The sequence below is a fragment of the Terriglobus albidus genome, from assembly GCF_008000815.1.
GTDB classification, from domain to species: Bacteria; Acidobacteriota; Terriglobia; order Terriglobales; family Acidobacteriaceae; genus Terriglobus; species Terriglobus albidus_A.
Genome location: NZ_CP042806.1, coordinates 5,498,342 through 5,522,633 on the forward strand (window position 1 = coordinate 5,498,342; position 24,292 = coordinate 5,522,633).

The following is a 24,292-nucleotide window of genomic DNA, read 5'->3' on the forward strand; positions in this document are numbered from 1 at the left end:
AAGAGTGTTGCAGCCACTACAGCTCGAAGAGGTGAAGACTCGTTATGCAAATGAGATCGCTGAGTTGCGAGATTTTCTCCAGAAAGCTGGTTGTACCCCCGGAGCGCCCGAATCGCTGCGCGCCATCGTCAACCGGCTACAGCGGGACCGCTCGTTTCATCGCGATCTGACCTCCTACATCTGGGTCGCCATTCACAGCGGCAATCGAAACATCAGTTACGCCGACCTGCTTGGCGTACTGACGGTTGCAGCCGCCGGTGGCCGGTATGCGGCCGAAGCAGAGGGGGACGATGCGCACGCCCTGCTTCGCTTTGTCATCGAAGCGCGCGAATCGCTCGATGGAACCAGCCGGCAGAAGAACCCGCCTGCTGCCGATCATCTGCCGCCAGTCGTCCCGGCGCCTGTAGCCCCAGAGCCGCCGGTCGAGCCAAAAGCGGTCCATCCGCAACCTCCTGAGCCAGAACCGGCCCCGCAACAGTCTGCAGAGAGCCAGCCTGTCCAGTCACAACCGGTGCAGTCACGACGTGGCCGCTCACGGCACGTCCGGTCGCAGCAGGTCGAACCACAACAGCAGGCTGAGCCACAGCAGGTCGAACTACAGCAGGCCGAGCCGCAGCAGAGTGGGCCACCGCGCGCCGAGTCACAACCTGTCGAGTCACAACGCGTCGAGCCACAATCTGTCGAGCCGGGGCCAGTTGAGTCAAAGCCCGTCTATGACCATGAGCCGTTTTATCCGCACGCACGTCCTTTTCCCGAGGAGTTCTCTCCTCTGAAAGACGAAGAGGAAGGCACCGGCACGCGGAAGCGTTTGATCTGGCTCACAGTATTTTTTTTGGCAGCCGGTTTAATCGCCAGGATTGCCTTCCACAATCGCACCGTTCTGGATGAGACCGCCGCGCCAGCAACACCTGCGACAACCGCTCCGGCGGAGAGCCCTGCTCGCTCTACCCCTCCCAGTCCAAGCTCCACCCCTCCCAGTCCTCGCATCGACACAGCGCCAGCGCCCGCACCCGAACCCGAGGTAGCCGCACCTGCTCCTTCTACAACGGAAGAACGAGGCGACCGCACTCCCCGCGCCGGCTCCCAGACCCGGGGTGCCCACAGACCTTCGACAGTGAACTCTCCGGCCTCCGCTTATCCCTCAACTCCTTCAGCGTCTCCGCCGCCTCGTGTCACGACTCCATCCGGGCCGGCTCCAAAGATCCCTCCTCCACCTGAATCTCGCTCGCCAACTCCGGCCCCCGCGACGACTCCGGCTGCGCGCCCTACCTCTCCGTCTGAGCCGGATCTCACTAACACCGACCGAGGCCGTGCGGTCCCCCACCTTTTACGCCGTACTCCGGAAGATCAAGCAGAGCTGGCCGACGCATCGCCACCCGCGAATATGCCGGCGCCCACCAACGCGTCCACCACCGCATCCAAGATCGCGGCGTCCAGGCCCGCCCCCGTCGCCACTCCACAAGCACCTCGCGGTAACGTCCGGGCCGTCTCACTGGGGGTGAATGCATCCAATGTTCTCTACAGCCCCACACCGGCTTACCCTCAGGCTGCTTCTGACGCGCATGTACAGGGAGACGTAAAGGTAGAAACCAATGTCGACCGTAATGGCAACGTCGCTTCCGTACGCGTCGTCAGTGGCCCTCCGCTCCTGCGGGATGCCGCCCTCGATGCGGCGCAACGCTGGCGTTATCGCCCCCACTTCATCGGAGGCGACCAGGCTGCCATGAGCACCATTACGGTCTTCGAGTTTCAGTTGCCATAGCGGAAGCAACTCCCCAAAAGAGCACGACTTCCCCGCAGTTTATTTGCGATTTACCGCGAATGCCCTAAAATGTTGGCACCGCCGCAGGTTCGCAGTTGAGCGACTCCGAAGAACCTCGATCCTTGGATAGCTTGGCCGAAAGAAGCCCTCGCACCGCGGGCACTATCGATGCAGAAGCAGCTATCCAGTCCGAAGGCTCCGATCGTCCTGACGCTTCTTGCCGCCCTTGGATCCATCTGCTTTGCGGTCGGTTCCGGACTCTTTCTTTACAGCAATACCGAGAAGCTAATCGCTGCCCGCGAATGGATCGAACATACGCAGCAGACTCAGCTTGCGATCGAACGGCTGTCGAGACAGGTCGAACGCATCGATACGCAAACCCGGCTGTACGCCGCTACTCATGATGAGAGCACCTTGCGCTCCGCGGTTTCAGCAGCGATCGCCCTGCAAAGCGGATCGCTGCGCATGAAAAATCAGCTTGCCGATAATCGCAATCAGAACCAGAACGTCGAGCAGGTTCAGGAGTGCGCCAATCACCTGCTCGGCACCCTGACCTCGCAGTCACAAGCCGCCGCTGAGATTCGGGGCGAGACGGTGCAGTGCCAGCACTCCCTCTCCCTGATGGCGGGACAGGAAGGCGATCTGCTCCGGCAGAGAAATCAGGCGTCAGACAGCCGTTCCAAATTGTCCGTCGTGACCGAACTGATGGTGGTTCTCATTACGGTAGTAGTGCTGCTCGTTCTCTTCGCACTTTTAGTGCGCGACATTATCATGCGCAACCGGATCGCACGACATCGGGAAGAAGCTTCCGCAGAGCTGGAAGAGAGCAATCGGGATCTGGAAGCAAGCATGAAGACTCTGCGGCAGCTTGCCGATGAAGGTGTGCTGCTCTCCGCCTTCCGTGACGATCTGCAGCTCTGCACCACGACCGACGAGGTCTATGAGGCGGCATGCGTCCGCTTCCCTCAGATCTTTCCAGAGACCAGCGGCGCAATCTGCATCATCAACAACTCGCGGAACGCGCTGGAGAGCATGTCGACCTGGGGAGAGTCTTCGAACCAGATCTCCGAGGTCTTTCCGCCGGATGCCTGCTGCGGCCTCCGTATGGGACAGTTCCGCTTTCGCAAACCGGGCGCTTCAGAGGTCCACTGCAGTCACTTCGTCGGCAAGCCTCCTATGCGTTATGCATGTGTCCCGCTCATGGCACAGGGTGAAACCCTGGGGATGGTCTTTCTCAGGTGCCCCACGGAGGAGGTAGCGGCACAAGTCGAGACCAGAAACGAAGCTCTCCGCCAGCTTGTGCAGCTCACGGCTATCACACTGGCCAGCATTGACCTTCGCAATAAACTCGAGGCTCAGTCTGTCCGCGACTCCCTCACCGGCCTGTTCAATCGCCATTTCATGGAGATCGCCCTCGACCGTGAACTGGCCCGTGCCGCACGCCGCAAGAACATGCTGGCGATCTTTATGATCGACGTCGATCACTTCAAAACATTCAACGATCGCTACAGCCACGCGACCGGCGACAGCGTACTCAAGAAGGTCGCTAAAGTCATCGGCGCTTCCATCCGAACCGAAGATGTCGCCTGCCGGTATGGCGGCGAAGAGTTCACCGTCATCGTGCCCGACACAACCATCGAAGCCGCGCATGAGAGAGCCGAACGTCTACGCACAGCAGTCGAAGCGCTGCCGGCGGCTCTGGAGAACGGCCTCCATACGAACGTAACGATCTCGATCGGCATTGCCATCTTCCCCAATCACGCAACCTCTCCCGATCACCTGTTACGCAGGGCCGATGAGGCTCTCTATCGCGCAAAGCACGAAGGCCGCAATTGCGTGCGCGTCGCCGACTCTGTAGCAGAAGTTGTGCTTACTTAGCCATGCACTGTGTGCCCCATCCATCGCATCGCGATGGGTGGAATATCACGCTACGCGGGACCATTGTTGCCGTGCAAAGCGAATCAGGGTGCATCAAAAATTACGGAAGCCAAGACGATCGAACTATAGGACGGGCCTTCAGCCCTCTTACTCTTCTTGCCCCGGAGACCTGGGGCGTTGCCCCAGGCTGGTATAGAACGCGCCTTCAGCGCTCACAGTTGTCAGCAGCTTTTGTCATTTCGGAGCACGCGGGTTCCTAGCCAACTTCGTTGGATGAGGTGAAGCTGAGGGGGAAAAATCTGCTTTTCGCTCATCTTCTTTATCCGGGTGCCCCACTCACGGAGTTAGGGTGGGCTAGGCTCACCCCCAAATTCCAAAACGAATGTTGCCACAGAAACGATCTACTCCTCCGAACCCAACGGCGCCAGCACTTCCACCGTCGCCATCGTGTCTGCTTCTTCGCCAACATCCGGCTTATGGATATCCGGCAGGAACCCGGTAAGCAGGCCAAGCGCAGGCAGCACCGAGCAGACCTTGTAGACGAAGTCGATGCTGGTGTGGTCCGCAAGTGCGCCAAGAACAGCCGCCCCTAATCCACCCAATCCAAACGCAAGCCCGAAGAACAGGCCGGAGACCATGCCGACCCGTCCAGGCAGGAGCTCCTGTGCATACACAAGAATGGCCGAGAATGCGGAAGCGATCACCAGCCCGATCACAACACTAAGCGCGACCGTAACCGGCAGAGCGACATAGGGTAACAACAGCGTGAGCGGCAGCACTCCCAGGATCGAGATCCAGATCACCTTCTTGCGCCCGATGCGATCGCCTACCGGACCACCGATCACCGTACCTGCTGCGACCGCCGCGAGAAACAGGAACAGGTAGAGCTGGGCATCGCGTTCGCCGGTATGGAAGTGCTGCATCAGATAGAAGACGTAATAACTGGTGATGCTGGCCAGATAGAAGTACTTTGACAGCGTCAGCAGAATCAGAACCGCCAGCGCCCCGCCAATCCGCTTCCGGCTGAGATTCAGTGTGTGCTTCACTGCAGCATGCTTCTTTTGAATCGCATGGCCGTGCAGCTTGTACCAATGTCCAAGACCTGTCAGCAGCACGATGCCAAAGAGCGCTGCCAAGGTAAACCACGCCAGGCTCTTCTGGCCTCGCGGAAGCACGACGAAGGCAATCAACAGAGGGCCAAGCGAAGAACCGAAGTTCCCTCCCACCTGGAAGACCGACTGCGCCATGCCATGCGCTCCGCCTGACGCCAGGCGCGCGAGCCGGGATGACTCCGGATGAAAGATCGACGAACCCACACCCAGCAGCGCGCCGCCAACCAGCAGCATTCCATAATTCTGCGCAAAGGCTAGAACCAGCAGACCGGACATGGAGATGGTCATACCAACCGGCAGCGAATACGGCTGCGGCCTTCGATCGGTATAAAGCCCCACCAGCGGCTGCAGCAGCGATGCCGTGATCTGGAAGACCAGCGTGAGCGCGCCGATCTGGCCGAACGACAGGTGAAAGTTGCCTTTGAAGATGGGATATGCAGCGACAAAGAGTGACTGCAACATGTCGTTGAGCATGTGGCAGAGACTCGCTCCTCCCAGCACACGATAGGTTGCGGAGTTTTCCTTCGGATTTCGTATCGCTTCGCTCATGACCATTTCCGTATTTCTCTTCATCTCGAACGATACAATCTCTTCAATGCGGCCCACCACCCGTGTTGGGACAAATTCTTATGCGAATGGGCCATCGATTCTTTCGCTAAGGCGAAAGGGTGGGGTATCGCGCTGTGCGCGACCGCTTTTTTTGTTTTGTCATCCCGTAGGGATCTGCTTTTCCAAGGCGGCTGCACGCAGTTGCGGAGGCGTATCGATAAAATTTGCCTGGACTTAGCTCGAACTATAGGTCGGGCCTTCAGCCCTGTAACATCTTGTGGGCACTGAAACCTGGGGCGTTGCCCAGGCTGGTATGGAACGCGCCTTTCCACCCCAATGAACAAGTTCATTGGGGACCCGGCCTTCAGCGCTCAAAGGCATGGCACTTTTGTTTGTCATTTCGCAGCGACCGGGGTCCCCGGCCAGCGTGCTGGCTGGGGTGGGTCGACCGAAGGGACCGGAGAAATCTGCTTTTCAACCAATATCTTTTCACCCGGAAGATTCTGGAAAAGCAGATCCCTTCGGGATGACAAATAAAAAGAACCCGCGCATAGGAAACGCCTTCCCATAGAAGTTCGAGCGGTGTACTATCTTCTCCCATAGAAGTCCGAGTGGAGTCCGCTGGTCCGCAATCAAAGGAGGCGTCCCCGATGACCTGGTTCCGTTTTTTCCGCCGCCAACGTTCAGACTCCGAGTTACAGCAGGAGATTCGCGCTTACGTCGAAGCCGAAACGGAAGAGAACATCGCCCGGGGAATGGCTCCGGAAGAGGCTCGGCGACGAGCCAACATTAAGTTCGGCAATCCCCAAAGCATTCGCGAAAAGCTTTGGCGGCAGAACACGGTGGCTGCAATCGACCATCTGTGGCGAGACCTTGCGTATGCAGCCAGAACGTTGAAACGGACTCCTGGGTTTGCAGCGATCGCTATTCTCGTGATGGCTCTGGGCATCGGAGCCAATGTGGCGCTGTTTACCGTGGTGCGCCACGTCCTGCTCAATCCCCTGCCCTTTTCCAACCCCAACCAACTGATTGCGTTGGACGAAACCTCCGGCCACGACAAGAAAGACAGTGTCGCCGGCGGAGATTTCTACGACTGGCAAAGCGCATCCCACGGCTTTCAACAGATGGCGATCTGGCGATTCAGTGGTTACAACATCTCCGGCGATCGCAACGAGCTTCCGGAGTTCCTGCCGGCGATGACATGTTCCTGGAATCTGTTTTCCACTCTTGGCGTGCAACCCGCACTGGGCCGGTTGTTCGTCGATGCGGACGATACGGACAAGGCAGGCGTTACCGTGGTTCTTTCCTGGAGCCTCTTCAAACGCCGCTTCAATGCAGACCCGTCCATCATCGGAAAGACGATCCGGCTTAATACATTCCCCTATACCGTCATCGGTGTACTTCCGCAGAGCTTCAGCTTTCCCGATCCAAAGGTCCAGTTGTGGGTTCCCTATTACAAAGGAACTCCCAGCATCATCCTGCATAGCCACTACAGCCATAACGGTCATGTGATTGCGCGCTTGAAACCTGACTACTCCGCGTCGCAGGCGGTTCAGGAAGTTCAGGCAATCCAGCGGGGAATCTATACACGCTTCTCGGGCACGGGTCCGGTCAGCTCCGAAGTTGTTTCGCAGCCATTGATCGACGACGTCGTCGGAGATACCAAAGCTCCGCTGTATCTTCTGATGGCCGCTGTAAGCTGTCTTCTGCTGATCGCCTGCCTGAACCTGTCGAACCTGCTGGTTGCCCGCGCTGTCGCCCGCCGTAAGGAGATGGCGGTGCGATCGGCACTGGGTGGGAGCCGAGTTCACCTGATCTGCCAGCAGATTACGGAGTGTGTCCTGATCTGTATCTCGGGCGGCATCCTTGGCGTCGGTCTTGCTCACCTGGCTGTTCGTTGGCTGACCAAATACTGGCTCAATCTGCCGCGGGCGGAAGCGATTCACATCGATGCCACTGTTCTCTTCTTCGCTCTCGGAGTGACTGCTTTCGCTGGAGCTGTGTCAGGAATTCTTCCGGCGCTGTTGTTCACCGACGCCAATGTTTCCACCGCCCTGCAAGACAGCCCCAGAACAGCCGGCAGCTCCTCATCCAAAGCTTCGCTACGCAAAGGACTCATGACGGTCGAATTCGGCATCACCGTCGTTCTGCTGATCTGCGCCGGCCTCTTGTTCAAGAGTTTTCTCCAGCTCGGCTCTGTCGATCCTGGCTGCGCCACCCGCAATGTCCTCACCATGCGTTACTTTCTACGCGGACAAACCTATTCCAAGCCGGATCAGGTTATTTCGTTCCAGGAACAGCTTCTCGAGCGTGTCCGCCATCTGCCCGGTGTAACCGCCGCCGGACTCACGAATGTAGTTCCAGGCGATGGGCCCTACGGCGAGATGACCTTCACCATCCCGGAACACCCACCGCAGCCTCCGGAAAAACATGATTCTGCTCTCTTCCGCACGGCAGATCCCGGCTACTTCCAGGCGATGCAGATTCCGCTTGTCGCGGGCCGCTTCTTCATCTCCACCGAACGGTTAGGCAACAGCAGCTTCGTCATCATCAACCAAAGGCTGGCGCATGAGTTCTTTCCCAACGAAGACCCCCTCGGAAAACATCTGGCCGTCAGCTGGCGCAGCCCATCGGCTGAAAAGCTGGAGATCGTCGGCATCGTCGGTGACACGCGCCATCGGCTGAATGAGCCGGTCCAGAGCATGATGTGGTTCCCCATCCTCTCCGGAGCCCCCGGCGTCACCGCGGAGACAGCACTTGTCGTCCGCTCCACGACCGATCCAGCTCCGCTCTCCATCCCCATTCAGAAGTCCATCGCTGCGATTGATCCGGATCTTCCTGTCTCGAATGTCCTCACCATGCAGGAGCTCCTTGGCAGGTCCATGGCCAGCTCCAGCTTCGAGACCAGCCTGCTGGGAGCATTCGCCACGCTCTCTCTGTTGCTTGCATCCGTGGGGCTGTTTGGAGTGCTCTCCTACCTCGTCGCCCAGCGGACAAGCGAGATCGGCATCCGCATCGCATTGGGTGCACAGCGGGAACAGGTGCTTCGGTTGATCCTGACCGATGGTTTGCGCCCGGCATTGGTCGGCCTGGCACTTGGGCTCTGCATCAGTGCCGCAGTGACACGCAAGCTCCAGTCGCAGCTTTACGGAACCCATCCACTCGATCCTGCCGTCTTCGGACTGGTTGCGATCGCACTCCTGCTGGTTGCAGCCGCCGCCTGTACGTTTCCCGCGTGGCGGGCTTCACGGCTTGACCCAATCAAAGCACTGCGGATGGAGTGATGTCAGAGATTCACCTCTCTCGCGCGCTGCTCCCTGCTCGTTTGACTGGAAGGGTATGCAAAATGCCGGCTGCCTGTCAGAGATCCTTTACTCTCTCGCCGGCTCGTTGGGTGATGAGTTGGCATCCAGCCATGCGAGAAGACCACGAATGCTGCCTGTAGCTAACGCGATGCAGGAGTCGCCCGCACCGTAGTAGAGGCGGATCGTATCGCCATCCGGCTCTATGACCTGACCGCAAGGGAAAACAACATCTTTGACATCGCCTCCCCGCTCGTATGGAGCTTCAGGCCCAAACATCCAGGAATCTCCTCGCTGAAGACATAGATAGGGCTTTTCGAGATCAAATAGAGCGAGCCCCAGGCGATAGATACTGCCCGATGCCGTCCTTCGCACTCCGTGATAAAGCACCAGCCACCCCTTGTCCGTTTCAATCGGCGGAGAGCATAGACCTATTTTGTTGGCATCCCACCAGCCTCCACGCCGGGCCTCAAGCATGACTTTGTGGCTTCCCCAATGTCGTAGATCTGGAGAGTAAGAGATCCACATGTGCGTACCAAGGCTTGTCATTGGGCGGTGGATGAGAGCCCAGAAGCCGCCCATCTTGCGTGGTAACAAGGCAGCATCTTTATCTTCCGGCGGCATGATGACGCCAAGACGCTCGAAGCTCCGAAAGTCTGTCGTCAACGCGAGAGAGACCCCAGGACCGCCCCGTGCGTAGGAGGTATACGCAATGGCGTACTGCTCCAGTTCAGGCACGTAGGTAATTCTGGGATCTTCAATACCCCAGATCTCCTCAGGATACTCACGAGGGTTGGCCATCAGGGTCGGTTCCTCATCAATGCGCCAACCGTCGATTCCATTGACGGAACGAGCGGCGCACAGGTGCGACAGGCCTCTTCTGTCTTCCACACGGCAAAGCAACAGGACCTCGCCATCAGGCAGTCGTACGGCTCCTGCATTGAAGACACTGTTGATGGGATACGGCCAATCGCTACGGCTCAGGATGGGATTACCAGAGTGACGCGTGAACAAAGATTCTTCCACGGACGGTTTTGATTCAGCTGAAGTGTCCGGCCATTCAGCCGGCAGAGCAATCGGAGTCAACGGGGAACACTCATTTCCAGATGCGTGTGGGTGGAGCTTGTGATCTCAAAGTTCTGCATATCGAGAAGAGCCATGAGGAACGACAGGGTTGATTCAGCCCCCTGGTTTTCATTGACGCGGTCTGGATGCAGCCCGTCCCGGCAGCCGCCGGTAATTGGGTCGTAAAGCGCAATCTGCAGGTCGTTCTCTCCAAGGAACCAGCGGAAGGCGGATCTTGCTTCATCAAGCCATTGCTGCTGCTGCGTTATCCCGTAAGCAAGCAGGCACGAAGAGACTGTGCCACACGCCTCAATCGGTTGTTGATCGAAACGTGCCTTCATGCCGGCGGCAAACGCAAACCCTCTTGAGCCAATCGGAACAAAGGTGGCTTCGTCGCCTCGGTGCTGCTCTGCAAGAAGCCAACGCAGGGATTCCAATCCCGCTTCCACCATCCTCTGATTGTCACTACTGTCTCCTGCAAGAATGAGGGCCTGGGACAACCTGGCATTCGAATAGGCGAGAGTCTTCTCAAACCAGAGCCACTCCTTGCTGCGAGTGGCTTCATAGATCGTCAGCAGACGATTCGCGAGCTCGTTGCGGTAGCTTTGCACATAACGGTCTCCTGGAAACTTCTCCAGGTAACCTTGCATGCCCAAGATGGAAAACGCCCACGCCCGAGGACTTGTGAATGAAAGAGCAATTGCTGAAGCAGCTTCAAAAAGCCGCCCCGCCGCCAGGCGAAGCCCGGTGTCCCCCGTACTCGCCAAGACTGATCCTAATGCCCACAACGAACGTCCGTGGCTATCTTCAGAGCCGACATCCTCCAACCACTCTCTGCCATAGCTGAGGAAGTTTCTGAACCTGCCGCTCTTTTCATTGAATGCAAGCCACAGAAACGCAAGGTACCGCCGTGACAGGGCAACGTAGTCCTCGCAGCTTGTCAACGGAGAATTGTTGAGCCGCATGGTGACAATCAGTGCCCGGGCGTTGTCATCCGTCGTGTAGCCTTCACTGTAGTTTGGAAGAGTGAAGATGGCGTGTTGCAGGATGCCGGTATCGTCGGTCATCGTCTGCAGATGGCCACTATTGAATTCCGGCAGTAGGTCCATCGCCTTCGCAGCGAAAAGATCAGAGAGTGCAGGACGTGGCCGCAACATACGCCCGATACGAGCGCGCTGAAAGCACGCTATATAAGCCTGTGCTGTCTTCTGCCATGTTGTGCCGCGCGAGTAAAGGTAAGCCCGCTTGCGCATTGCGTGGCGGATCGCGCCATCATGCAACAGGCCGATTACTGCTCCCGCGATAGCTTCGTGGTTATCGAATGGAACCAGTATGCCGCGGTCCCCAGCGAGAAGCTCCTTAGCATGCCAATACGGCGTAGAGATAACGGCTTTGCCTGCGCCCAGAGCGATTGCGAGCGTTCCGGAGACGACCTGCGCTTCTTGCCGGTACGGCGTGATGTAGATATCCGCGGAGCCAACATGCTCAAAGAGCTCTTCAGGATTGACAAAGCGGTTATGAAATACGACATGGGACGAAACGCCCAGATCTTCCGCCAGCCGCTGTAAGCCACTTCTGTAGCGCTCCCCTTCCGATCGCAGGACATGAGGGTGGGTAACGCCGCAGACAACGTAGACTACGTCTTTGTTTTCTTCAAGAATCCGTGGAAGAGCGCGAATGACGTTCTCAATGCCTTTATTCGGCGAGAGGAGCCCGAACGTCAGTAAGACCTGCTTCCCTTCGGTCCCAAACAGATCTTTGAAGTAGTTTGGATCAGAAAACGGGAGATCCGGCACTCCATGGGGAATCATGTCGATCTTCTCAGCCGGCACGTCATAGACATCACGCAATAAGCCGGCGGCGTACTCACTCATGACGATTATCCGGTCTGAAAGAAAAACAATCTCATCCAGGACCTCACGCTGTTCACGATCCGGTTCACGAAGAACCGTGTGAAGGGTTGTCACCAGCGGCATTTTCAGCCTTCGGAGCAACGTGAGGATATATCGTCCAGCCGCTCCGCCATAGATACCGTACTCGTGCTGCAGGCAAACCAGATCGTTCCCATTGAAGTTCAGGAAGTCGCCGGCGCGCTCATAGGAAGACTCGTCTTCCTGCGTAATCTCCAGCCGCACGCGAGCAGGGTACTGATATGCGGAATCCGGATCGTTGACTGGAATGACGAAGAGTCCCAGGTCGGGATACTCACTCGCGATCGCATCGCTGAGGTCTGCCGTAAAGGTCGCAATACCACATTGGCGCGGCAGATGATTGCCGATCAAAGCGATTCGCGTGGGCAGGGGCAGCGCTACGCCTTCCAGGGGAATTGGATCATGCGGGAAACGCATACGAGCCACCTTTCACGAATCAGCATCGCGCCTTTGAGGATGTGAATCGACCTGCCCTTCTCTGGGCCGGCATGCTTGATCCTTTAGACCAGGACTTCTCGAAGGAGCATCTCGTCGACAAGCCCCAGGGAGGATTGGGGCTGAATCTGTCGCGTATGCAGCGTCACCTTGGCTACATAGAATCCCGGATATTTGGTTATCCTTACCGGACCTAATTCAGCCGTGTTGAAGCGAGCATGAATCCGATTCAGAGCCAGAGCAGCGGCATGGTCACATGCTGCCGCTTCTGACAGGCCTGCCGCCATACCGGCGGCGGACTCTACCAGCCAGACAAAGTGCCAGCCGGCCTGCCGGATCACTCTATCCATAGTGTTCACCGTCGTTGTTCCGACAGCCATCCATCCTTCACTGAAAGATTTCTGTACAAAGTCAACGTTGTCCGGCAAAACTGTACCGATACGGAGGAAAATCGCAGGAAGGTTCACGCCGGCCGTTTTCTGGTCGCGATCACAGCGAGCGACCCCTCGGGATCAAGAGCGCCCTGCGTTTCAGATTCATTCTCCAACGGTGATTTCTCGATGGAATTTCCTGTTGCATCAGGTTCGGACTCTGGCTTGAAAGGAAAGATGTTCTTATGGGGTTTGCGCCGCAGATGATTCTTTACATCAGAAGTTTTGCCAATCATGGGGAGTCTCCAGCTATTCGGTTGCTTACTTGAAAGGTGCTCGTCTGGAGCAAAAGCAATGAACCGCTGAAGGCGAGAAACGAAAATCTTGGCTACTTGTTTCAAGCATACGCTTCCAGATAGCAGCGTGCCGCCGCAAACGAAATATATAAATCCGCTCTTTTCGCTATCTTGGTTGAAGAAACCATGACACTATAGATCGCACTTTGTCCCAGAATCGACGCAGTGGGCTGGCATTTGCCGCGAATCACCGGGTGCCGCAATAACTTTGTCCTTTTCTCGCGCTCTGCCTCATCACTCATCCAAAAGCAGACAACATCGGGTGTTCTGAACAATTAAATGACTTATTGCGACGTTCGCAGTTCTTCGGCAGTTAGTTTTAATCGGTCGCAGTAGCCATAGCCGGTTTTGCATGCACTCATGTTGCGTCGCTGTTCTACTCGCTTCAGAACGGAAAGTTCAGACGCGCTCAACAGTGCATAATTACATCCCGCACCTCTATCCTCACAAGCGGAATAGTTGCGTTGACGTTCACTACGTTCCAGGATGAGGGCGTCCTTTGGCGCCAGCTTGGAGCGATCGCAGGTCTTCCATCCATTTGTGCAATCAAAGAGGTTATGCTGCTTCTCAGCATCGGACACAGCAGTTCTTTCTGCATGCGTTAGACTCCTGTGATTGCAGGTATCCATCAGACTCAGGCAATCGAACAAATTGCGCTGAGCAACGCTTTCCGCAACGGCTGCTCTTTCGCGTGCACTCAAAACGGAAGAGTCGCATGGCGTCCACCCACCCTTGCAGCGCGAGACATTTTGTTCCCGTTCAGCATTTGCGATTGCAAGCGCCTCCTTCGGAGTCAACATCGAGCGATTGCACGGCGCGATTCCATCCATGCAGGCCAGGACATTGCGCTGATGCCTGGCGACCGCTAATGCGGTTGCTTCTTGCTCCGTGAGCGCTGACTGGTCGCAAGAGACATCCCCGTTTCTACAGTTCGTGACGTTCCTTTGGCGGTTGTCCGCCGCAGATATGTCGGGGAGCGCCTCCGCACGTGAAACCTCACAAAGCTGCGTGTCAGTAACGCAGCCTCCTGAACGGGCGTCATGATTGAGTGTTTGTCCGGCGAGAAGGCCATTCCATGAGATCACTAAGGTCATCACAAAGCCGGGCAGAATGAGAGATGTAAGTTTCATTTTCAATCTCCTTCTGGAGATACGTCGCCAGGCACGCTTTATAAGTTGATCGCAGTTGCCTGAACCCGGTCCTCATCATTATTGGCCTATCTGCATGCGGACGATGATCAAATTTGATCACTGTCTGCCGAGTGCTCGCCAGCCGCGGCAATATGCGTATCGTGGATCGCACAAGCCTCGAACGCCGGGCATGTGGATGCGATGTAAGCATGCGCCGGCTCGCCGCACGGGTGTTCCTCTGACCGTCTAAGATGCGGATGAATACGTGACTCACACTACATAAGTTTTTCTGGAGGTGTCCAGCCGCAGATGTGTCCGCATCCTATGGCAAGAGGTTGCACCATGCGTCTCCCCTTCGCGAGCCGAGACAGAACATTTACCCAACCCGTCGTTTGGGTGACCAGCCTGATATTCGTCGCACTCCACGCCGGGGCGATTGCAGCTCTCTTTTTTTTCACTACCAAGGCCTTCCTGATTGCTATGTGCCTTTGGTGGGTTGCAGGAAGCCTGGGAATCGGCATTGGATATCACCGACTGCTCACACATCGTAGTTTCAAGACTTCTAAATGGGCTGAGTACTGCCTCACCATCTGCGCAACCCTGGCCCTTGAGGGCGGGCCGATCTTCTGGGTGGCAACACATCGCAAACATCATCAGAACACCGACAAAGAAGGCGATCCGCATTCCCCTAACGATGGAGCCATCTGGTCACACATTGGGTGGCTGGTGACAGGACAAACGATGCACAACGACTCCTCCAATCTTCTTCCATTGGTTCCGGACCTGCGAAAAGATCGGTTCCATGTGTGGATCAGCCGATGGCATTGGCTTCCGATCGTAGGTCTCAGTGCCGTTCTTATCCTTGTCGGTGGACTGCCGTTCTTGCTGTGGGGAATTTTCTTCCGGACCGTCCTTGGTCTGCATTCCACGTGGCTGGTGAACTCCGCGACGCACATGTGGGGATCTCGTCGTTTCGATACCGCCGACACATCGAGAAACAGCTTTTGGGTCGCAGTACTTACCTTCGGTGAAGGCTGGCACAACAACCACCATGCTCACCCTCAATCGTCGCGCCACGGGCTCACATGGTATGAAATCGACTTTAATTGGTACGGTATCGTCCTTTTGCAAAAATTGGGCCTGGCCTGGGATGTCAAAACATGTTCCCTTCCCGATGCGTCTCATAGCGAAGCCACAGAGGCCCAGGAAGAGGGGACAATTCACCTACCCGCGCACATCGGAACATAGAGTGAGCTATTTTGCTCACTCATTAAGCCGCGCCTTTTGAAACAATGTAAGCGTTATTCAAGTGTTGCAGAATGACAAGATGGTTTCCATTTCGTACTCTTTTACTGATTTCGCCGCTCTTGTTCTGCATAGGTCAGCGCCAGATGGCAAATGCGCAACAACCAGGCGGGTTCTCTCTGGTTACAAATCCTCCGCTTCTGACAGAGCAAATCATAGAAAATCTGGTTAAGAGAAATATCGAGCGTGCCCAGACGCTTCATGCCTACTCGGGGACTCGAATTTACCAGGTGGAATACCGAGGCTTTCCGGGCGGCCGCAGCGCTGAGATGGTTGTGGACGTAAAGTACCAATCACCCGGCACAAAGGAATTCACGATTCGGTCTGCAACCGGATCCAAAATGATTATCGAAAAAGTATTCAAAAAGCTCTTACAGGCCGAAAAAGAGGCACTGGCTCTGGAGGCTCAAAAGCGGGCGGCGCTGAATAGCGACAACTACAGCTTCACGCTGGTCGGCTACGAAAACACGTCATCCGGTTTGACGTACGTGCTCACCGTGGAGCCTAAAACGAAGGACAAGTTTCTTTACCGGGGCCGAATCTGGGTAGATGCAGGAGACTTCGCGGTTGCCCGTTTAGCAGCAGAACCCGCAAAGAACCCCTCCTTTTGGACAAAGGATAGCGAAATTGAGCAGGTGTACATGAAAGTGAATGAGTTCTGGCTTCCTGTACGCAACCACAGCATCACTGAGATCCGGCTTGGTGGAACCGCCGAATTGACGATTCTCTACAGCGATTACCGCGTCATCAGTAAGGAAGAGGTCAACAAACTGTCGGCCCTGAAATCGGGTCGGCCGGCAGATGCTATCCCCGCACAGCACTGATTGCTGCTGGTGACCTCGCTCGACTGTCGTGTATTAGTTGGCAATCCTCGACCTCAGGCTCTTCCGTTGCCGAGCCTTTGGCCTGGCATTCCCTGTCAGCAAGCCAGATTCGAGGAACCATTAGTCGGTCAGCCTGCTCTGAAGCGCGGCTTCAGCATTGTCGATTCTTCGAAGCATCCTGCGTGCTGAACCCTGTTCCAATGCGTGTTCGCTAATAAGACGACTGATCACTGCGCGCTCTGCACGGCCAGCTTCGAGCCAAAACGCATCTAATAAGGACCGGGTGCACTTAGAGTGGACGGAGCCGGGAAGTGATTTTTATATTGTTTCTGCATCCGAGCCGTTGAACGAATGGCCCTGGGAAAGGGGGATCCGATGGCAGCATTTGAGAATGCGAGGTTTGACGTGGCTGTCTTTTTAACAAACGCCGGTTTAGGACGAAAGATTGTTCAAGTGAAGGCCGGGCGTAATCTTTTTTCTCAGGGAGATGCGGCGGACGACGTTTTTTATCTTCAGAAAGGGCGGGCAAAGCTAACTGTCGTTTCGACACGTGGCAAGGAGGCGACGATTACCCTTCTGTCTCCCGGAGATTTTGTCGGGGAGGAGGCTCTTGCAGACAGCAAGGGACTGCGGATGGCAACGGCAATTGCGATCACGACGTGCACAGTTCTCAGGATCAAGCGGGAAGAGATGATCCGTGTGATTCATGAGGAGCACGCCTTCTCCGACCTTTTCCTGAAGTTTCTGCTTGCCCGCAGCATGCGAACCCAGGCCGATCTCGTCGATCAGCTCTTCAATTCCAGCGAAAAGCGCCTGGCTCGGATTTTGCTATTGATGGCGGAGTTCGGAAGACCGGGCGAGCCCGAAATGCTGATTCCACCTATCACGCAGGAAACACTGGCGGAGATGATCGGAACGACACGATCTCGCGTCAGCTTCTTTATGAACCGTTTCCGCAAGCTTGGATTCATTGAGTACAACGGCCGCATCCGGGTACACAAGTCGCTGCTCAATGTTGTTCTGTATGACCGGCTATCGCCGCATAATGCAGAATCTGCGCCAATTGCACTTGCCAAGCCTGCAAAAACAAGGATGGCGCCCGCACCAAGGGATGAACAAATGTGAGCTCCAGAAAGAAAATAAGGATGGAATACTCCGCATCGAGGCCGCCTTTTGCGAGGCCTCGTCCGAGGTAACGCCATGTCCTCTGCAAGAGCAAGCCTTCTCATCGTCGACGATGACTCATTGCTTCGAGTTTCTCTGTCGCAGATTTTCAGCGGAATGGACTATGAGGTTCGATCCGCGGAAGATGGACTTTCCGCACTATGCGAGATCGATCGGAAGATTCCGGCGATCATCCTTTCAGATCTCTATATGCCCAGATTGTCCGGATTTGACTTCTTGGCCGAGGTTCGCAGCAGGTTTCCTTCGATCATGCTAATCGCAATGAGTGCTTCGTTTTTTGCATCGGACGGAGTAGTCGCGGACGCTTTCTATGAAAAGGGGCCGGTCTCAGGCCATTGCTCAAGATCATGCATGACATGACCGCTACACACTGGATCTCATCCCGCCCGATGCTTACCCAGGCCCATCCTTAGCACCCAGCGAGCACCGTATTTTGACACAGTGCCCTCTGAGCTATCTAGCTCAGACACCTCCCCTTGTATCTGCTCCAATAAGTCCGGAGAAGAGTCCGTATTTTCGGCTCCCAGATGGTTTCTGAGCTAAGTCAGCACATCTGACCGTTGTCCCCCTCTTAGCTTTCCCGCATTCTGCGAGGAACCCAATGAAAACTATTTCTCTGCTCCTGGTTAGCGCCTTTCTAATGGCGAACGGAAGCCTCTGGGCTACAACCGGACGCCAGGACGCAATCGAGCGCCTGCGTATGTCCTCCGACGTACTTCACGACATCATGGAAGCTCCGGATAAGGGAATTCCGGAAGAAGTGTTAGGTAGTGCCAGGTGCATCGTGGTTGTGCCCCATCTGGTGAAAGGTGGCTTCATCTTTGGCGGTAAGCACGGCAGAGGCATCGCCTCCTGCCGTACGGCCTCTGGATGGAGTGCGCCGGCATTCGTCTCGATCGGCGGCGGTAGTTGGGGACTACAGATCGGGCTGGAGGGTGTAGACCTTGTCATGGTTGTAATGAATGAGCGGGGATTTCAGCACCTCTTGTCCAATAAATTTCAGCTCAGCGGAGATGCTTCCGCCGCCGCAGGTCCAGTGGGACGCCATGCTTCCGCGGGCACGGATTGGAAGCTTGACTCTGAGATTCTTACCTACTCCAGGTCACGGGGAGCCTTTGCGGGAATCACACTGGAAGGCGCTGTCGTACAGCACGACAGCGATTCGACGAAGGCTATCTACGGGCGCGAGCGCTCATTTGAGTCGATCCTGTCAGGCAAAGTCACCGCTCCACAATCTACTCGTGGCTTCATGAAGGCCATTGCTCAGACAGCTCGCGCGGCCGAAGTCTCTGAGCTCAAGAAAGACAAGTAGCAGGACATTTCACTGCCCTGAAAGGAGGTTGTTACAGACCTCCTTCAGAGCAGCGCTTTCGCGTTTCGCTTGCTCTCAAATCAGATGACGACATCCGGCGGCGACGACATTACAGCAACGATGCCGGGATCGCCCACTGCAACAGGACAGTCCTCTGTCCAATGGAGAAACCTTGAAAATCGCACATATGCTTCTTGCTACAACCACCTTATGCCTGAGCGCCATTGCTCAAACCAATATTCCAACAGCCATGCCTGCGCATGCACCTTTCTTTCTTGAGCCCGGCCCTCCTGTTCAGATCTTCCGCATGGCTACTATCAGCCGGAGTACCCAGGCTCTCAACTACCAGCATCGTAGCGGTGCTACGAAGGTAGACTTCAAAGGAACCGAGCTCATGCCTCTGGCGAACGGCCAGGCGAAGGTAGAGAGCAAACGTGGCGCGATTGAGATCGAGGTTGAATTCGCCAATCTGCAGACTCCGACGACCTTCGGCAGTGAGTATCTCACCTATGTTCTGTGGGCCATCTCTCCCGAGGGCAGAGCGTCAAATCTGGGCGAAGTCCTGGTCGGCGAGAATCACCGTAGCAAGCTGGATGTCACCACCGAGTTCCAATCATTCGCGATGCTTGTGACAGCTGAGCCGTATTATGCGGTCCGTCAGCCCAGCAACGTCGTCGTACTCGAAAATGTCATACGGACGGATACCAAGGCAACCGAGGCGGTGAGCGCGACGTACGAACTTATGGAGCGCGGGGGTTATATCCCGACGGGATACACATTTGACCCCGTCGTTCTGGATGCCAGGGTACCCCTGGAATTTCTCGAAGCACGGAATGCGGTGCGCATCGCGGAATTAGAAGGCGCTGGGCAGTATGCCAACGATAGCTTTCAGCATGCACTCCAGCTGATGAAGATGGCAGATGGTTATGTCACGGATAAGCGCGCTTCCAAAAAGCAGCTCATCGCGACCTCCCGCGAGACTGTCCAGACAGCGGAAGACGCACGCGCGATTGCAATTAAGAACAGGACCGAAGAGAGCCTGGCGAAAGATCGGGCTGCTTCGATGAGCGCGCAGGCAAAATCACAAGCGCAGGCAAACCATGCAACGCTCGAGCGGGATGCGGCGCAAGCCGAAGCCGCTCAATCACGCCTGAACGCGGAGCAGGCGCAACAGGCTACCGCTCAGGCGCAGGACGATAGAGCGAAGATGCGTGCTCGCTTATCACAACAGCTAAACGATGTGTTACAGACGCGTGACAGCGCTCGCGGACTCATCGTAAACATGTCAGATGTCTTGTTCGACACTGGCAGATATTCCCTGAAGTCCGAGGCACGCGAAAAACTCGCGAAGGTCTCGGGAATTCTTCTCTCATACACAGGGCTCAGCATTCAGGTGAGTGGCTACACGGACAATATCGGTGGCGATGTCATGAACCAGGAGCTCTCAGAAAACCGTGCCGGAGCAGTCCGGGATTACCTGGTACAGGAGGGCGTAGCAACCGGCGCTGTCAGCGCGAAAGGGTTTGGCAGCACAATCCCCGTTGCTTCGAATGACACTTCCGCCGGGCGCCAGCAGAACCGCCGGGTAGAGCTGCTTGTATCTGGCGATACCATCGGAGGCACTACTAGTGCAATGTTTGGCGGGCCACGCTGAACGCGGCACAAACACCAGGCAGTTCGACCGCCGGTATGGCTGTCGAATTGCCAGTTTTTTACTGGGGAGTAGTCAATTTTGACCATATGACCCGATGGCCGGTGGCCTATGCTGGCTAGGCCGTCAGGAGCCCTCAGTTTGAACCCAGAAACGAGACTGCCCCCGAACGACCCAACCATCCGCTTTGGAGAGTACGTCATTGATCCACAATCCTTGTGCCTGCTGCGAGGGATGGACGTCATTCATACCACAGCGAAACAGATTGAATTGCTTGCGCTGCTTCTTGAAGCAAAGGGGGAAGTGGTGAGTAGGATCACTCTGATGGACCGGCTATGGCGTAATGCTGAGGTGGAAGAGCACAACATTACACAAACAGTTTTTAGGCTCCGCTGCGTCTTAGGCAAATTGCCCAATGGCAAGGAATACATCGAGACCATCCCTCGACGCGGCTACCGCATGTCCTCGGCTTCGCTTGCAGTGTTACCGCTTCCTTCCGACCCGACGTCCGGGAAACGAGGAGCTAGATCTGAAACAGATCAAGGTCCCGCACAGCGCAAAATCTTCACAAAGATACGATCCCATCGTGATGCCATTGTTATTCCGCCCTCGTGGTCAAGAACTCTAAGCCAGCTCGTCTTCATTTTTGCGATCCTTGCGAGAGGTTCCCGGAAGCGTCCGAGTGCAGGATTCAGCATCGGAGATGAAAAACGCTGAAGCAAACGGACGCCTTTCAAAGGTTATTCCCATGGCACTCCAAGTCGAGAAGAATCCCGCAATCCCGGATGAGGAAACTACGTAATTATGAACCGGATTGTGTTTCCGGACTCGACGGAATGGGCTGCGCTTGCCGCGAATCGACGATACCCGCTTTTGTGATCAACCCACCCAGAAGATCAAGCGGAAGCGGAAAGACGATGGTGGTGTTCTTTTCAACTCCGATCTCAACCAGCGTCCGCAAATAACGGAGCGTGATGGCGCCGGGCTCACGGCCCAAAATGGCGGCTGCTTCAGCCAGTTTGGTGGATGCTTGAAACTCACCGGCCGCCGCAATGATCTTTGCTCTTCTCTCACGCTCTGCTTCTGCCTGAGCGGCGATGGCTCGCTGCATCTCCTGAGGAAGATCTACCTGCTTTACATTGACGCGCGTTACCTTCACTCCCCATGGTTCAGTATGTTCGTCCAGGATCGATTGGAGCTTTGTGTTCAGCGTCTCGCGCTGCGATAGAAGATCGTCCAACTCCACTTCACCGAGCACCGACCGCAGGCCCGTCTGCGCTGCCTGCTCCACGGCAAACCGGAAGTTCTCGACTTCGATGATGGCCTGAACCGCGGCGACCACTTTGAAATAGACGACTGCATTTACCTTCAAAGAGACATTGTCTTTTGTGATCACATCCTGGGGCGGAATCACCCAGGTCACGACACGCAGCGATACCCTGACTATCCTGTCGATCGGCCAAATAATGGCAACGATGCCCGGGCCTCTCGCATTTTTCCTCACACGGCCCAGCCGAAACACTACCCCACGTTCATACTCTGGCAGGATGTTGATCGATTTGACGATCCAAATCAGAAACACGAATCCCAAAATCACTACCGGAACAACAGTATTGCTATTCATGACATTGTCCTTCCAACGAACCTCAAACTCAGCCGTTCGTTTACCACTCACTCAAACCGGACAACATCATAGCTCTTCTGGACAACGAGCGAAGCACTATTAAGTGCGACAGTGGTGGCGACGATTACGCAGCAATTATGCGAAGTTCTGCGGCCCGCTTGACCACCTGTCACAGGTAAGTTCCTCGACCGACGGGGAGATCCCTGGCAGGTATTTCCATGGTTGAAGGGGCGACGGCTGATCTTATGCCCTGCGATGCGGTGCTTTAGAAGCTTGACGGCCACCTATAACGAATGCTACATAGGGGGAACACCTTAACTGGAGGCGCCCTTGATGCGCATGATGTCCCTGTTTTGTTTCTGCCTTTTGACCGCCGTACCAGCAAACGCTCAATCAACGCCTGATACATCCCCACATGCGGTTCAGTTTGTGACCGTGGAAACAGATACAAAACTTGAGGTTCTTGATTGGGGCGGGCATGGACGTCCGCTGGTACTTCTGGCGGGCAAGGGGTTTACGGCGCATGCGTTTGACACCTTTGCCTCCAAACTCACCTCCGGATACCACGTCTACGGGATCACCAGGCGCGGCTACGGCAAGTCCAGCGTTTCGCCGCCTATGGACGAGAACTACTCGGCTGCCCGGCTCGGCAAGGATGTGCTTTCGGTGATCGAACAATTGCACCTGAAACGGCCTGTACTTGCAGGACATTCCATTGCTGGAGAGGAGCTGAGCTACGTTGGAGACAACGCTCCGGATAGCGTTGCCGGCCTCGTGTATCTCGATGCTGCGTATGCATACGCCTTTTACGATCCGTCGATCGGTGATCTGACCATCGATTACAACACGCTACGCCAGCAGCTCGAGCAGTTCACCGCCCTTAAGCCGATGAAAGAACGGAAGCAACTGCTCCATGAGATTGCAGAGGGGTTACCGCGCTTCGAGAAAGACCTTGCACCTTATCGTGAACGGATGGAAGCTATTCCAGATAATGCTCCCGGGCCGCCGGATACTCCCGCGGTGCATGTCGATATTGCCATTTTCCGGGGAGAACAAAAGTTCAAGGGGGTGAAGTGTCCGGTGTTAGCGATTTACGCCGATCCCCACTCCTTCGGTGGCCAGTTCAAGAGCAATCCTGATGCCCTCAAGGCAGCACAGGCGAAAGATCACATGGAGACATCCGCCCAGGCAGATGCCTTTCAGAGAGGCACGCCCCAGGCAACAGTCCTGCGGATCGCGAACGCCGATCATTTCGTCTTCCAGTCGAATGAAGCAGAAGTGCTGCAAGCGATGAACACCTTCATCGCTTCCTTACCGCAGTAGCCACAAGCGGCTGTAGCCGGCTCGCATCTCCACTAATTTTCAGTAGGGCGTTGAACATGATCCACTACAAGTACATCGACAGAGCCCTTTCCAGATCGCAACTGGAGACCTAACTGCTCACGAACCGCCGTAAACAGATCGACTCCCGCATCACCATGTCTTACGTGAGGAACTGCGTAGCCATGTGTCATTGCGGATATGGCATTTCCCATATCGGAGGCCCATATCAGGTCAAAGCTATAAGAACCGGTCAAACCGGTCTGATCCGCGACCGGTTTTTGCAATTCCTTGCTCAAAAGATTCACCAGCGCTGATAGCGGCATGTTCCGTGCGTGTACTTCACCAGGTCCGTTCATGTCGAGTCGAACCGGATAGGAGGAATCTGATAAGGAAGGCAGGTTGGCTGCGCTGGAGATCTCCTTATCACTCGCCCTGAGCTTAACGCCGCCTTTGTCTGCCTGCAGAAAATAAACCGTCGATGGCTTCTTCTCGTTATGTAAAGAGAGCCCGAAGCGGCTATGCAACAGTTCCTGAACAAGCTGCCGATGCACACTCAGCCGCTTATCAGCCTCGCTATGGCTCAGTTGCTCTGCAAGCTCTGTCGAGGTGGTTGCCTGGATGCTATAACGTACCGTTTGCGCCCATGGAGGCAGGGAGGAGATCCGATCCTTCGTCGTCGCGTAGGCAAAACAGAGCAGGTCTTCTACGGTGTGTCCTTTTGCTTCGTACCGATCCCCTTCGAAGTTGACCCGCCATTGAAACATGGATGGGAGCGGCGGCTCCTCATGGATAGAGATCACGTCGAACTGTGGCGGATTAACAGACTGCGCTCTGCATGCAGCAGCAATGACTACCAGCCCGAAACAGGCTGTCATTGACAGAAAACGACCCGAGATAGAACTCAGCTTTTTCATGGAAGTCATCACATACAACGCGCGTGCGGGGTATTCCATACCCAATCCTATCGTTGCGAGCGTTCACCCAGCGACCAAGTTCGCTGGGGAATCCGAACGTTCAGAATGACAACATTTACGACAAGAACTTCAGACTCAGGACACTAGGGTGCGATGGGATCGAGGTATTCCAACACGACAATGCAGAGTTATAGAGCGGGCCTTCAGCCCTTCGTCTTTTAATGGGCCGGAGACCTGGGGCGCTGCCCGGCTGGTATAGAGCG

General features: G+C 55.8%; 19 protein-coding genes. 11 read left to right on the plus strand and 8 right to left on the minus strand.

The window, feature by feature from the left end; genetic code table 11:
- Positions 1 to 4: 4 nt before the first annotated feature.
- Together FTW19_RS22010 and FTW19_RS22015 are read left to right on the plus strand one after the other, a co-directional pair.
- Positions 5 to 1,762 carry an energy transducer TonB gene (locus FTW19_RS22010; protein ID WP_147649733.1) on the plus strand — a complete coding sequence of 586 codons (1,758 nt, stop codon included), beginning with the start codon at positions 5 to 7 and terminating at the stop codon, positions 1,760 to 1,762.
- Positions 1,763 to 1,930: 168 nt separating this feature from the next.
- Positions 1,931 to 3,640 (plus strand): sensor domain-containing diguanylate cyclase, encoded by a 1,710-nt coding sequence (locus FTW19_RS22015; protein WP_147649735.1) that lies wholly within the window; start codon positions 1,931 to 1,933, stop codon positions 3,638 to 3,640.
- Positions 3,641 to 4,041: 401 nt separating this feature from the next.
- Here FTW19_RS22015 and FTW19_RS22020 read toward each other — a convergent pair whose 3' ends face one another.
- Complete coding sequence (locus tag FTW19_RS22020; protein ID WP_147649736.1) at positions 4,042 to 5,301, minus strand: MFS transporter; 1,260 nt, start codon at positions 5,299 to 5,301, stop codon at positions 4,042 to 4,044.
- A gap of 650 nt (positions 5,302 to 5,951) precedes the next feature.
- Here FTW19_RS22020 and FTW19_RS22025 point away from each other — a divergent pair.
- Positions 5,952 to 8,585: an ABC transporter permease gene (locus tag FTW19_RS22025; protein ID WP_147649737.1), complete on the plus strand. Its 2,634-nt coding sequence runs from the start codon at positions 5,952 to 5,954 to the stop codon at positions 8,583 to 8,585.
- An 87-nt stretch (positions 8,586 to 8,672) separates the two neighbouring features.
- On the opposite strand, the gene FTW19_RS22030 is transcribed toward FTW19_RS22025, so the two are convergent.
- From FTW19_RS22030 to FTW19_RS22050, 5 genes are all read right to left on the minus strand, one after another.
- Positions 8,673 to 9,617 carry a glycosidase gene (locus FTW19_RS22030; RefSeq protein WP_246153446.1) on the minus strand — a complete coding sequence of 315 codons (945 nt, stop codon included), beginning with the start codon at positions 9,615 to 9,617 and terminating at the stop codon, positions 8,673 to 8,675.
- A gap of 68 nt (positions 9,618 to 9,685) precedes the next feature.
- A complete protein-coding gene (locus FTW19_RS22035) occupies positions 9,686 to 12,016 on the minus strand; it encodes a glycosyltransferase family 4 protein (RefSeq protein ID WP_187143124.1) in 2,331 nt (776 codons plus the stop codon).
- A gap of 83 nt (positions 12,017 to 12,099) precedes the next feature.
- On the minus strand, positions 12,100 to 12,414 hold the full coding sequence (locus tag FTW19_RS22040; RefSeq protein ID WP_147649739.1) for a hypothetical protein: 315 nt from the start codon (positions 12,412 to 12,414) through the stop codon (positions 12,100 to 12,102).
- Between the two features lie 83 nt (positions 12,415 to 12,497).
- Positions 12,498 to 12,701: a hypothetical protein gene (locus FTW19_RS22045; RefSeq protein WP_147649740.1), complete on the minus strand. Its 204-nt coding sequence runs from the start codon at positions 12,699 to 12,701 to the stop codon at positions 12,498 to 12,500.
- Between the two features lie 344 nt (positions 12,702 to 13,045).
- Positions 13,046 to 13,891: a hypothetical protein gene (locus tag FTW19_RS22050; protein ID WP_147649741.1), complete on the minus strand. Its 846-nt coding sequence runs from the start codon at positions 13,889 to 13,891 to the stop codon at positions 13,046 to 13,048.
- Between the two features lie 342 nt (positions 13,892 to 14,233).
- Between FTW19_RS22050 and FTW19_RS22055 the strand changes: the two genes are divergently transcribed.
- The 7 genes from FTW19_RS22055 (at position 14,234) to FTW19_RS22085 (ending at position 20,885) form a co-directional block, all read left to right on the plus strand.
- Positions 14,234 to 15,139: an acyl-CoA desaturase gene (locus tag FTW19_RS22055; RefSeq protein ID WP_147649742.1), complete on the plus strand. Its 906-nt coding sequence runs from the start codon at positions 14,234 to 14,236 to the stop codon at positions 15,137 to 15,139.
- A 71-nt stretch (positions 15,140 to 15,210) separates the two neighbouring features.
- On the plus strand, positions 15,211 to 16,020 hold the full coding sequence (locus FTW19_RS22060) for a hypothetical protein (RefSeq protein ID WP_147649743.1): 810 nt from the start codon (positions 15,211 to 15,213) through the stop codon (positions 16,018 to 16,020).
- A gap of 375 nt (positions 16,021 to 16,395) precedes the next feature.
- Positions 16,396 to 17,145, plus strand: coding sequence for a Crp/Fnr family transcriptional regulator (locus FTW19_RS22065; protein WP_147649744.1), 750 nt, complete (start codon positions 16,396 to 16,398; stop codon positions 17,143 to 17,145).
- 75 nt (positions 17,146 to 17,220) lie between these two features.
- On the plus strand, positions 17,221 to 17,565 hold the full coding sequence (locus FTW19_RS26500) for a response regulator (RefSeq protein ID WP_432445178.1): 345 nt from the start codon (positions 17,221 to 17,223) through the stop codon (positions 17,563 to 17,565).
- 241 nt (positions 17,566 to 17,806) lie between these two features.
- Positions 17,807 to 18,517 (plus strand): lipid-binding SYLF domain-containing protein, encoded by a 711-nt coding sequence (locus FTW19_RS22075; RefSeq protein ID WP_147649746.1) that lies wholly within the window; start codon positions 17,807 to 17,809, stop codon positions 18,515 to 18,517.
- Positions 18,518 to 18,704: 187 nt separating this feature from the next.
- Complete coding sequence (locus FTW19_RS22080; protein WP_147649747.1) at positions 18,705 to 20,171, plus strand: OmpA family protein; 1,467 nt, start codon at positions 18,705 to 18,707, stop codon at positions 20,169 to 20,171.
- Positions 20,172 to 20,309: 138 nt separating this feature from the next.
- The gene (locus FTW19_RS22085; RefSeq protein ID WP_187143125.1) at positions 20,310 to 20,885 is read left to right on the plus strand and encodes a winged helix-turn-helix domain-containing protein; all 576 of its coding nucleotides are present in this window, start codon (positions 20,310 to 20,312) and stop codon (positions 20,883 to 20,885) included.
- Between the two features lie 85 nt (positions 20,886 to 20,970).
- On the opposite strand, the gene FTW19_RS22090 is transcribed toward FTW19_RS22085, so the two are convergent.
- Positions 20,971 to 21,792 (minus strand): slipin family protein, encoded by an 822-nt coding sequence (locus FTW19_RS22090; RefSeq protein WP_147649749.1) that lies wholly within the window; start codon positions 21,790 to 21,792, stop codon positions 20,971 to 20,973.
- Positions 21,793 to 22,221: 429 nt separating this feature from the next.
- Between FTW19_RS22090 and FTW19_RS22095 the strand changes: the two genes are divergently transcribed.
- Complete coding sequence (locus tag FTW19_RS22095) at positions 22,222 to 23,115, plus strand: alpha/beta fold hydrolase (protein WP_187143126.1); 894 nt, start codon at positions 22,222 to 22,224, stop codon at positions 23,113 to 23,115.
- Positions 23,116 to 23,147: 32 nt separating this feature from the next.
- Here FTW19_RS22095 and FTW19_RS22100 read toward each other — a convergent pair whose 3' ends face one another.
- A complete protein-coding gene (locus FTW19_RS22100) occupies positions 23,148 to 24,068 on the minus strand; it encodes a TIGR03435 family protein (protein WP_147649751.1) in 921 nt (306 codons plus the stop codon).
- Positions 24,069 to 24,292 lie beyond the last annotated feature (224 nt).

Excerpts from the sequence above, each read along its gene's own strand:
- FTW19_RS26500 (WP_432445178.1), top strand. The coding sequence starts at position 17,221 with ATGTCCTCTGCAAGAGCAAGCCTTCTCATCGTCGACGATGACTCATTG.
- FTW19_RS22040 (WP_147649739.1), bottom strand. The coding sequence starts at position 12,414 with ATGGCTGTCGGAACAACGACGGTGAACACTATGGATAGAGTGATCCGG.
- FTW19_RS22020 (WP_147649736.1), bottom strand. The coding sequence starts at position 5,301 with ATGAGCGAAGCGATACGAAATCCGAAGGAAAACTCCGCAACCTATCGT.
- FTW19_RS22050 (WP_147649741.1), bottom strand. The coding sequence starts at position 13,891 with ATGAAACTTACATCTCTCATTCTGCCCGGCTTTGTGATGACCTTAGTG.
- FTW19_RS22035 (WP_187143124.1), bottom strand. The coding sequence starts at position 12,016 with ATGCGTTTCCCGCATGATCCAATTCCCCTGGAAGGCGTAGCGCTGCCC.
- FTW19_RS22045 (WP_147649740.1), bottom strand. The coding sequence starts at position 12,701 with ATGATTGGCAAAACTTCTGATGTAAAGAATCATCTGCGGCGCAAACCC.
- FTW19_RS22080 (WP_147649747.1), top strand. The coding sequence starts at position 18,705 with ATGCTTCTTGCTACAACCACCTTATGCCTGAGCGCCATTGCTCAAACC.
- FTW19_RS22075 (WP_147649746.1), top strand. The coding sequence starts at position 17,807 with ATGAAAACTATTTCTCTGCTCCTGGTTAGCGCCTTTCTAATGGCGAAC.
- FTW19_RS22015 (WP_147649735.1), top strand. The coding sequence starts at position 1,931 with ATGCAGAAGCAGCTATCCAGTCCGAAGGCTCCGATCGTCCTGACGCTT.
- FTW19_RS22055 (WP_147649742.1), top strand. The coding sequence starts at position 14,234 with ATGCGTCTCCCCTTCGCGAGCCGAGACAGAACATTTACCCAACCCGTC.
- FTW19_RS22090 (WP_147649749.1), bottom strand. The coding sequence starts at position 21,792 with ATGAATAGCAATACTGTTGTTCCGGTAGTGATTTTGGGATTCGTGTTT.
- FTW19_RS22100 (WP_147649751.1), bottom strand. The coding sequence starts at position 24,068 with ATGGAATACCCCGCACGCGCGTTGTATGTGATGACTTCCATGAAAAAG.
- FTW19_RS22025 (WP_147649737.1), top strand. The coding sequence starts at position 5,952 with ATGACCTGGTTCCGTTTTTTCCGCCGCCAACGTTCAGACTCCGAGTTA.
- FTW19_RS22065 (WP_147649744.1), top strand. The coding sequence starts at position 16,396 with ATGGCAGCATTTGAGAATGCGAGGTTTGACGTGGCTGTCTTTTTAACA.
- FTW19_RS22060 (WP_147649743.1), top strand. The coding sequence starts at position 15,211 with ATGACAAGATGGTTTCCATTTCGTACTCTTTTACTGATTTCGCCGCTC.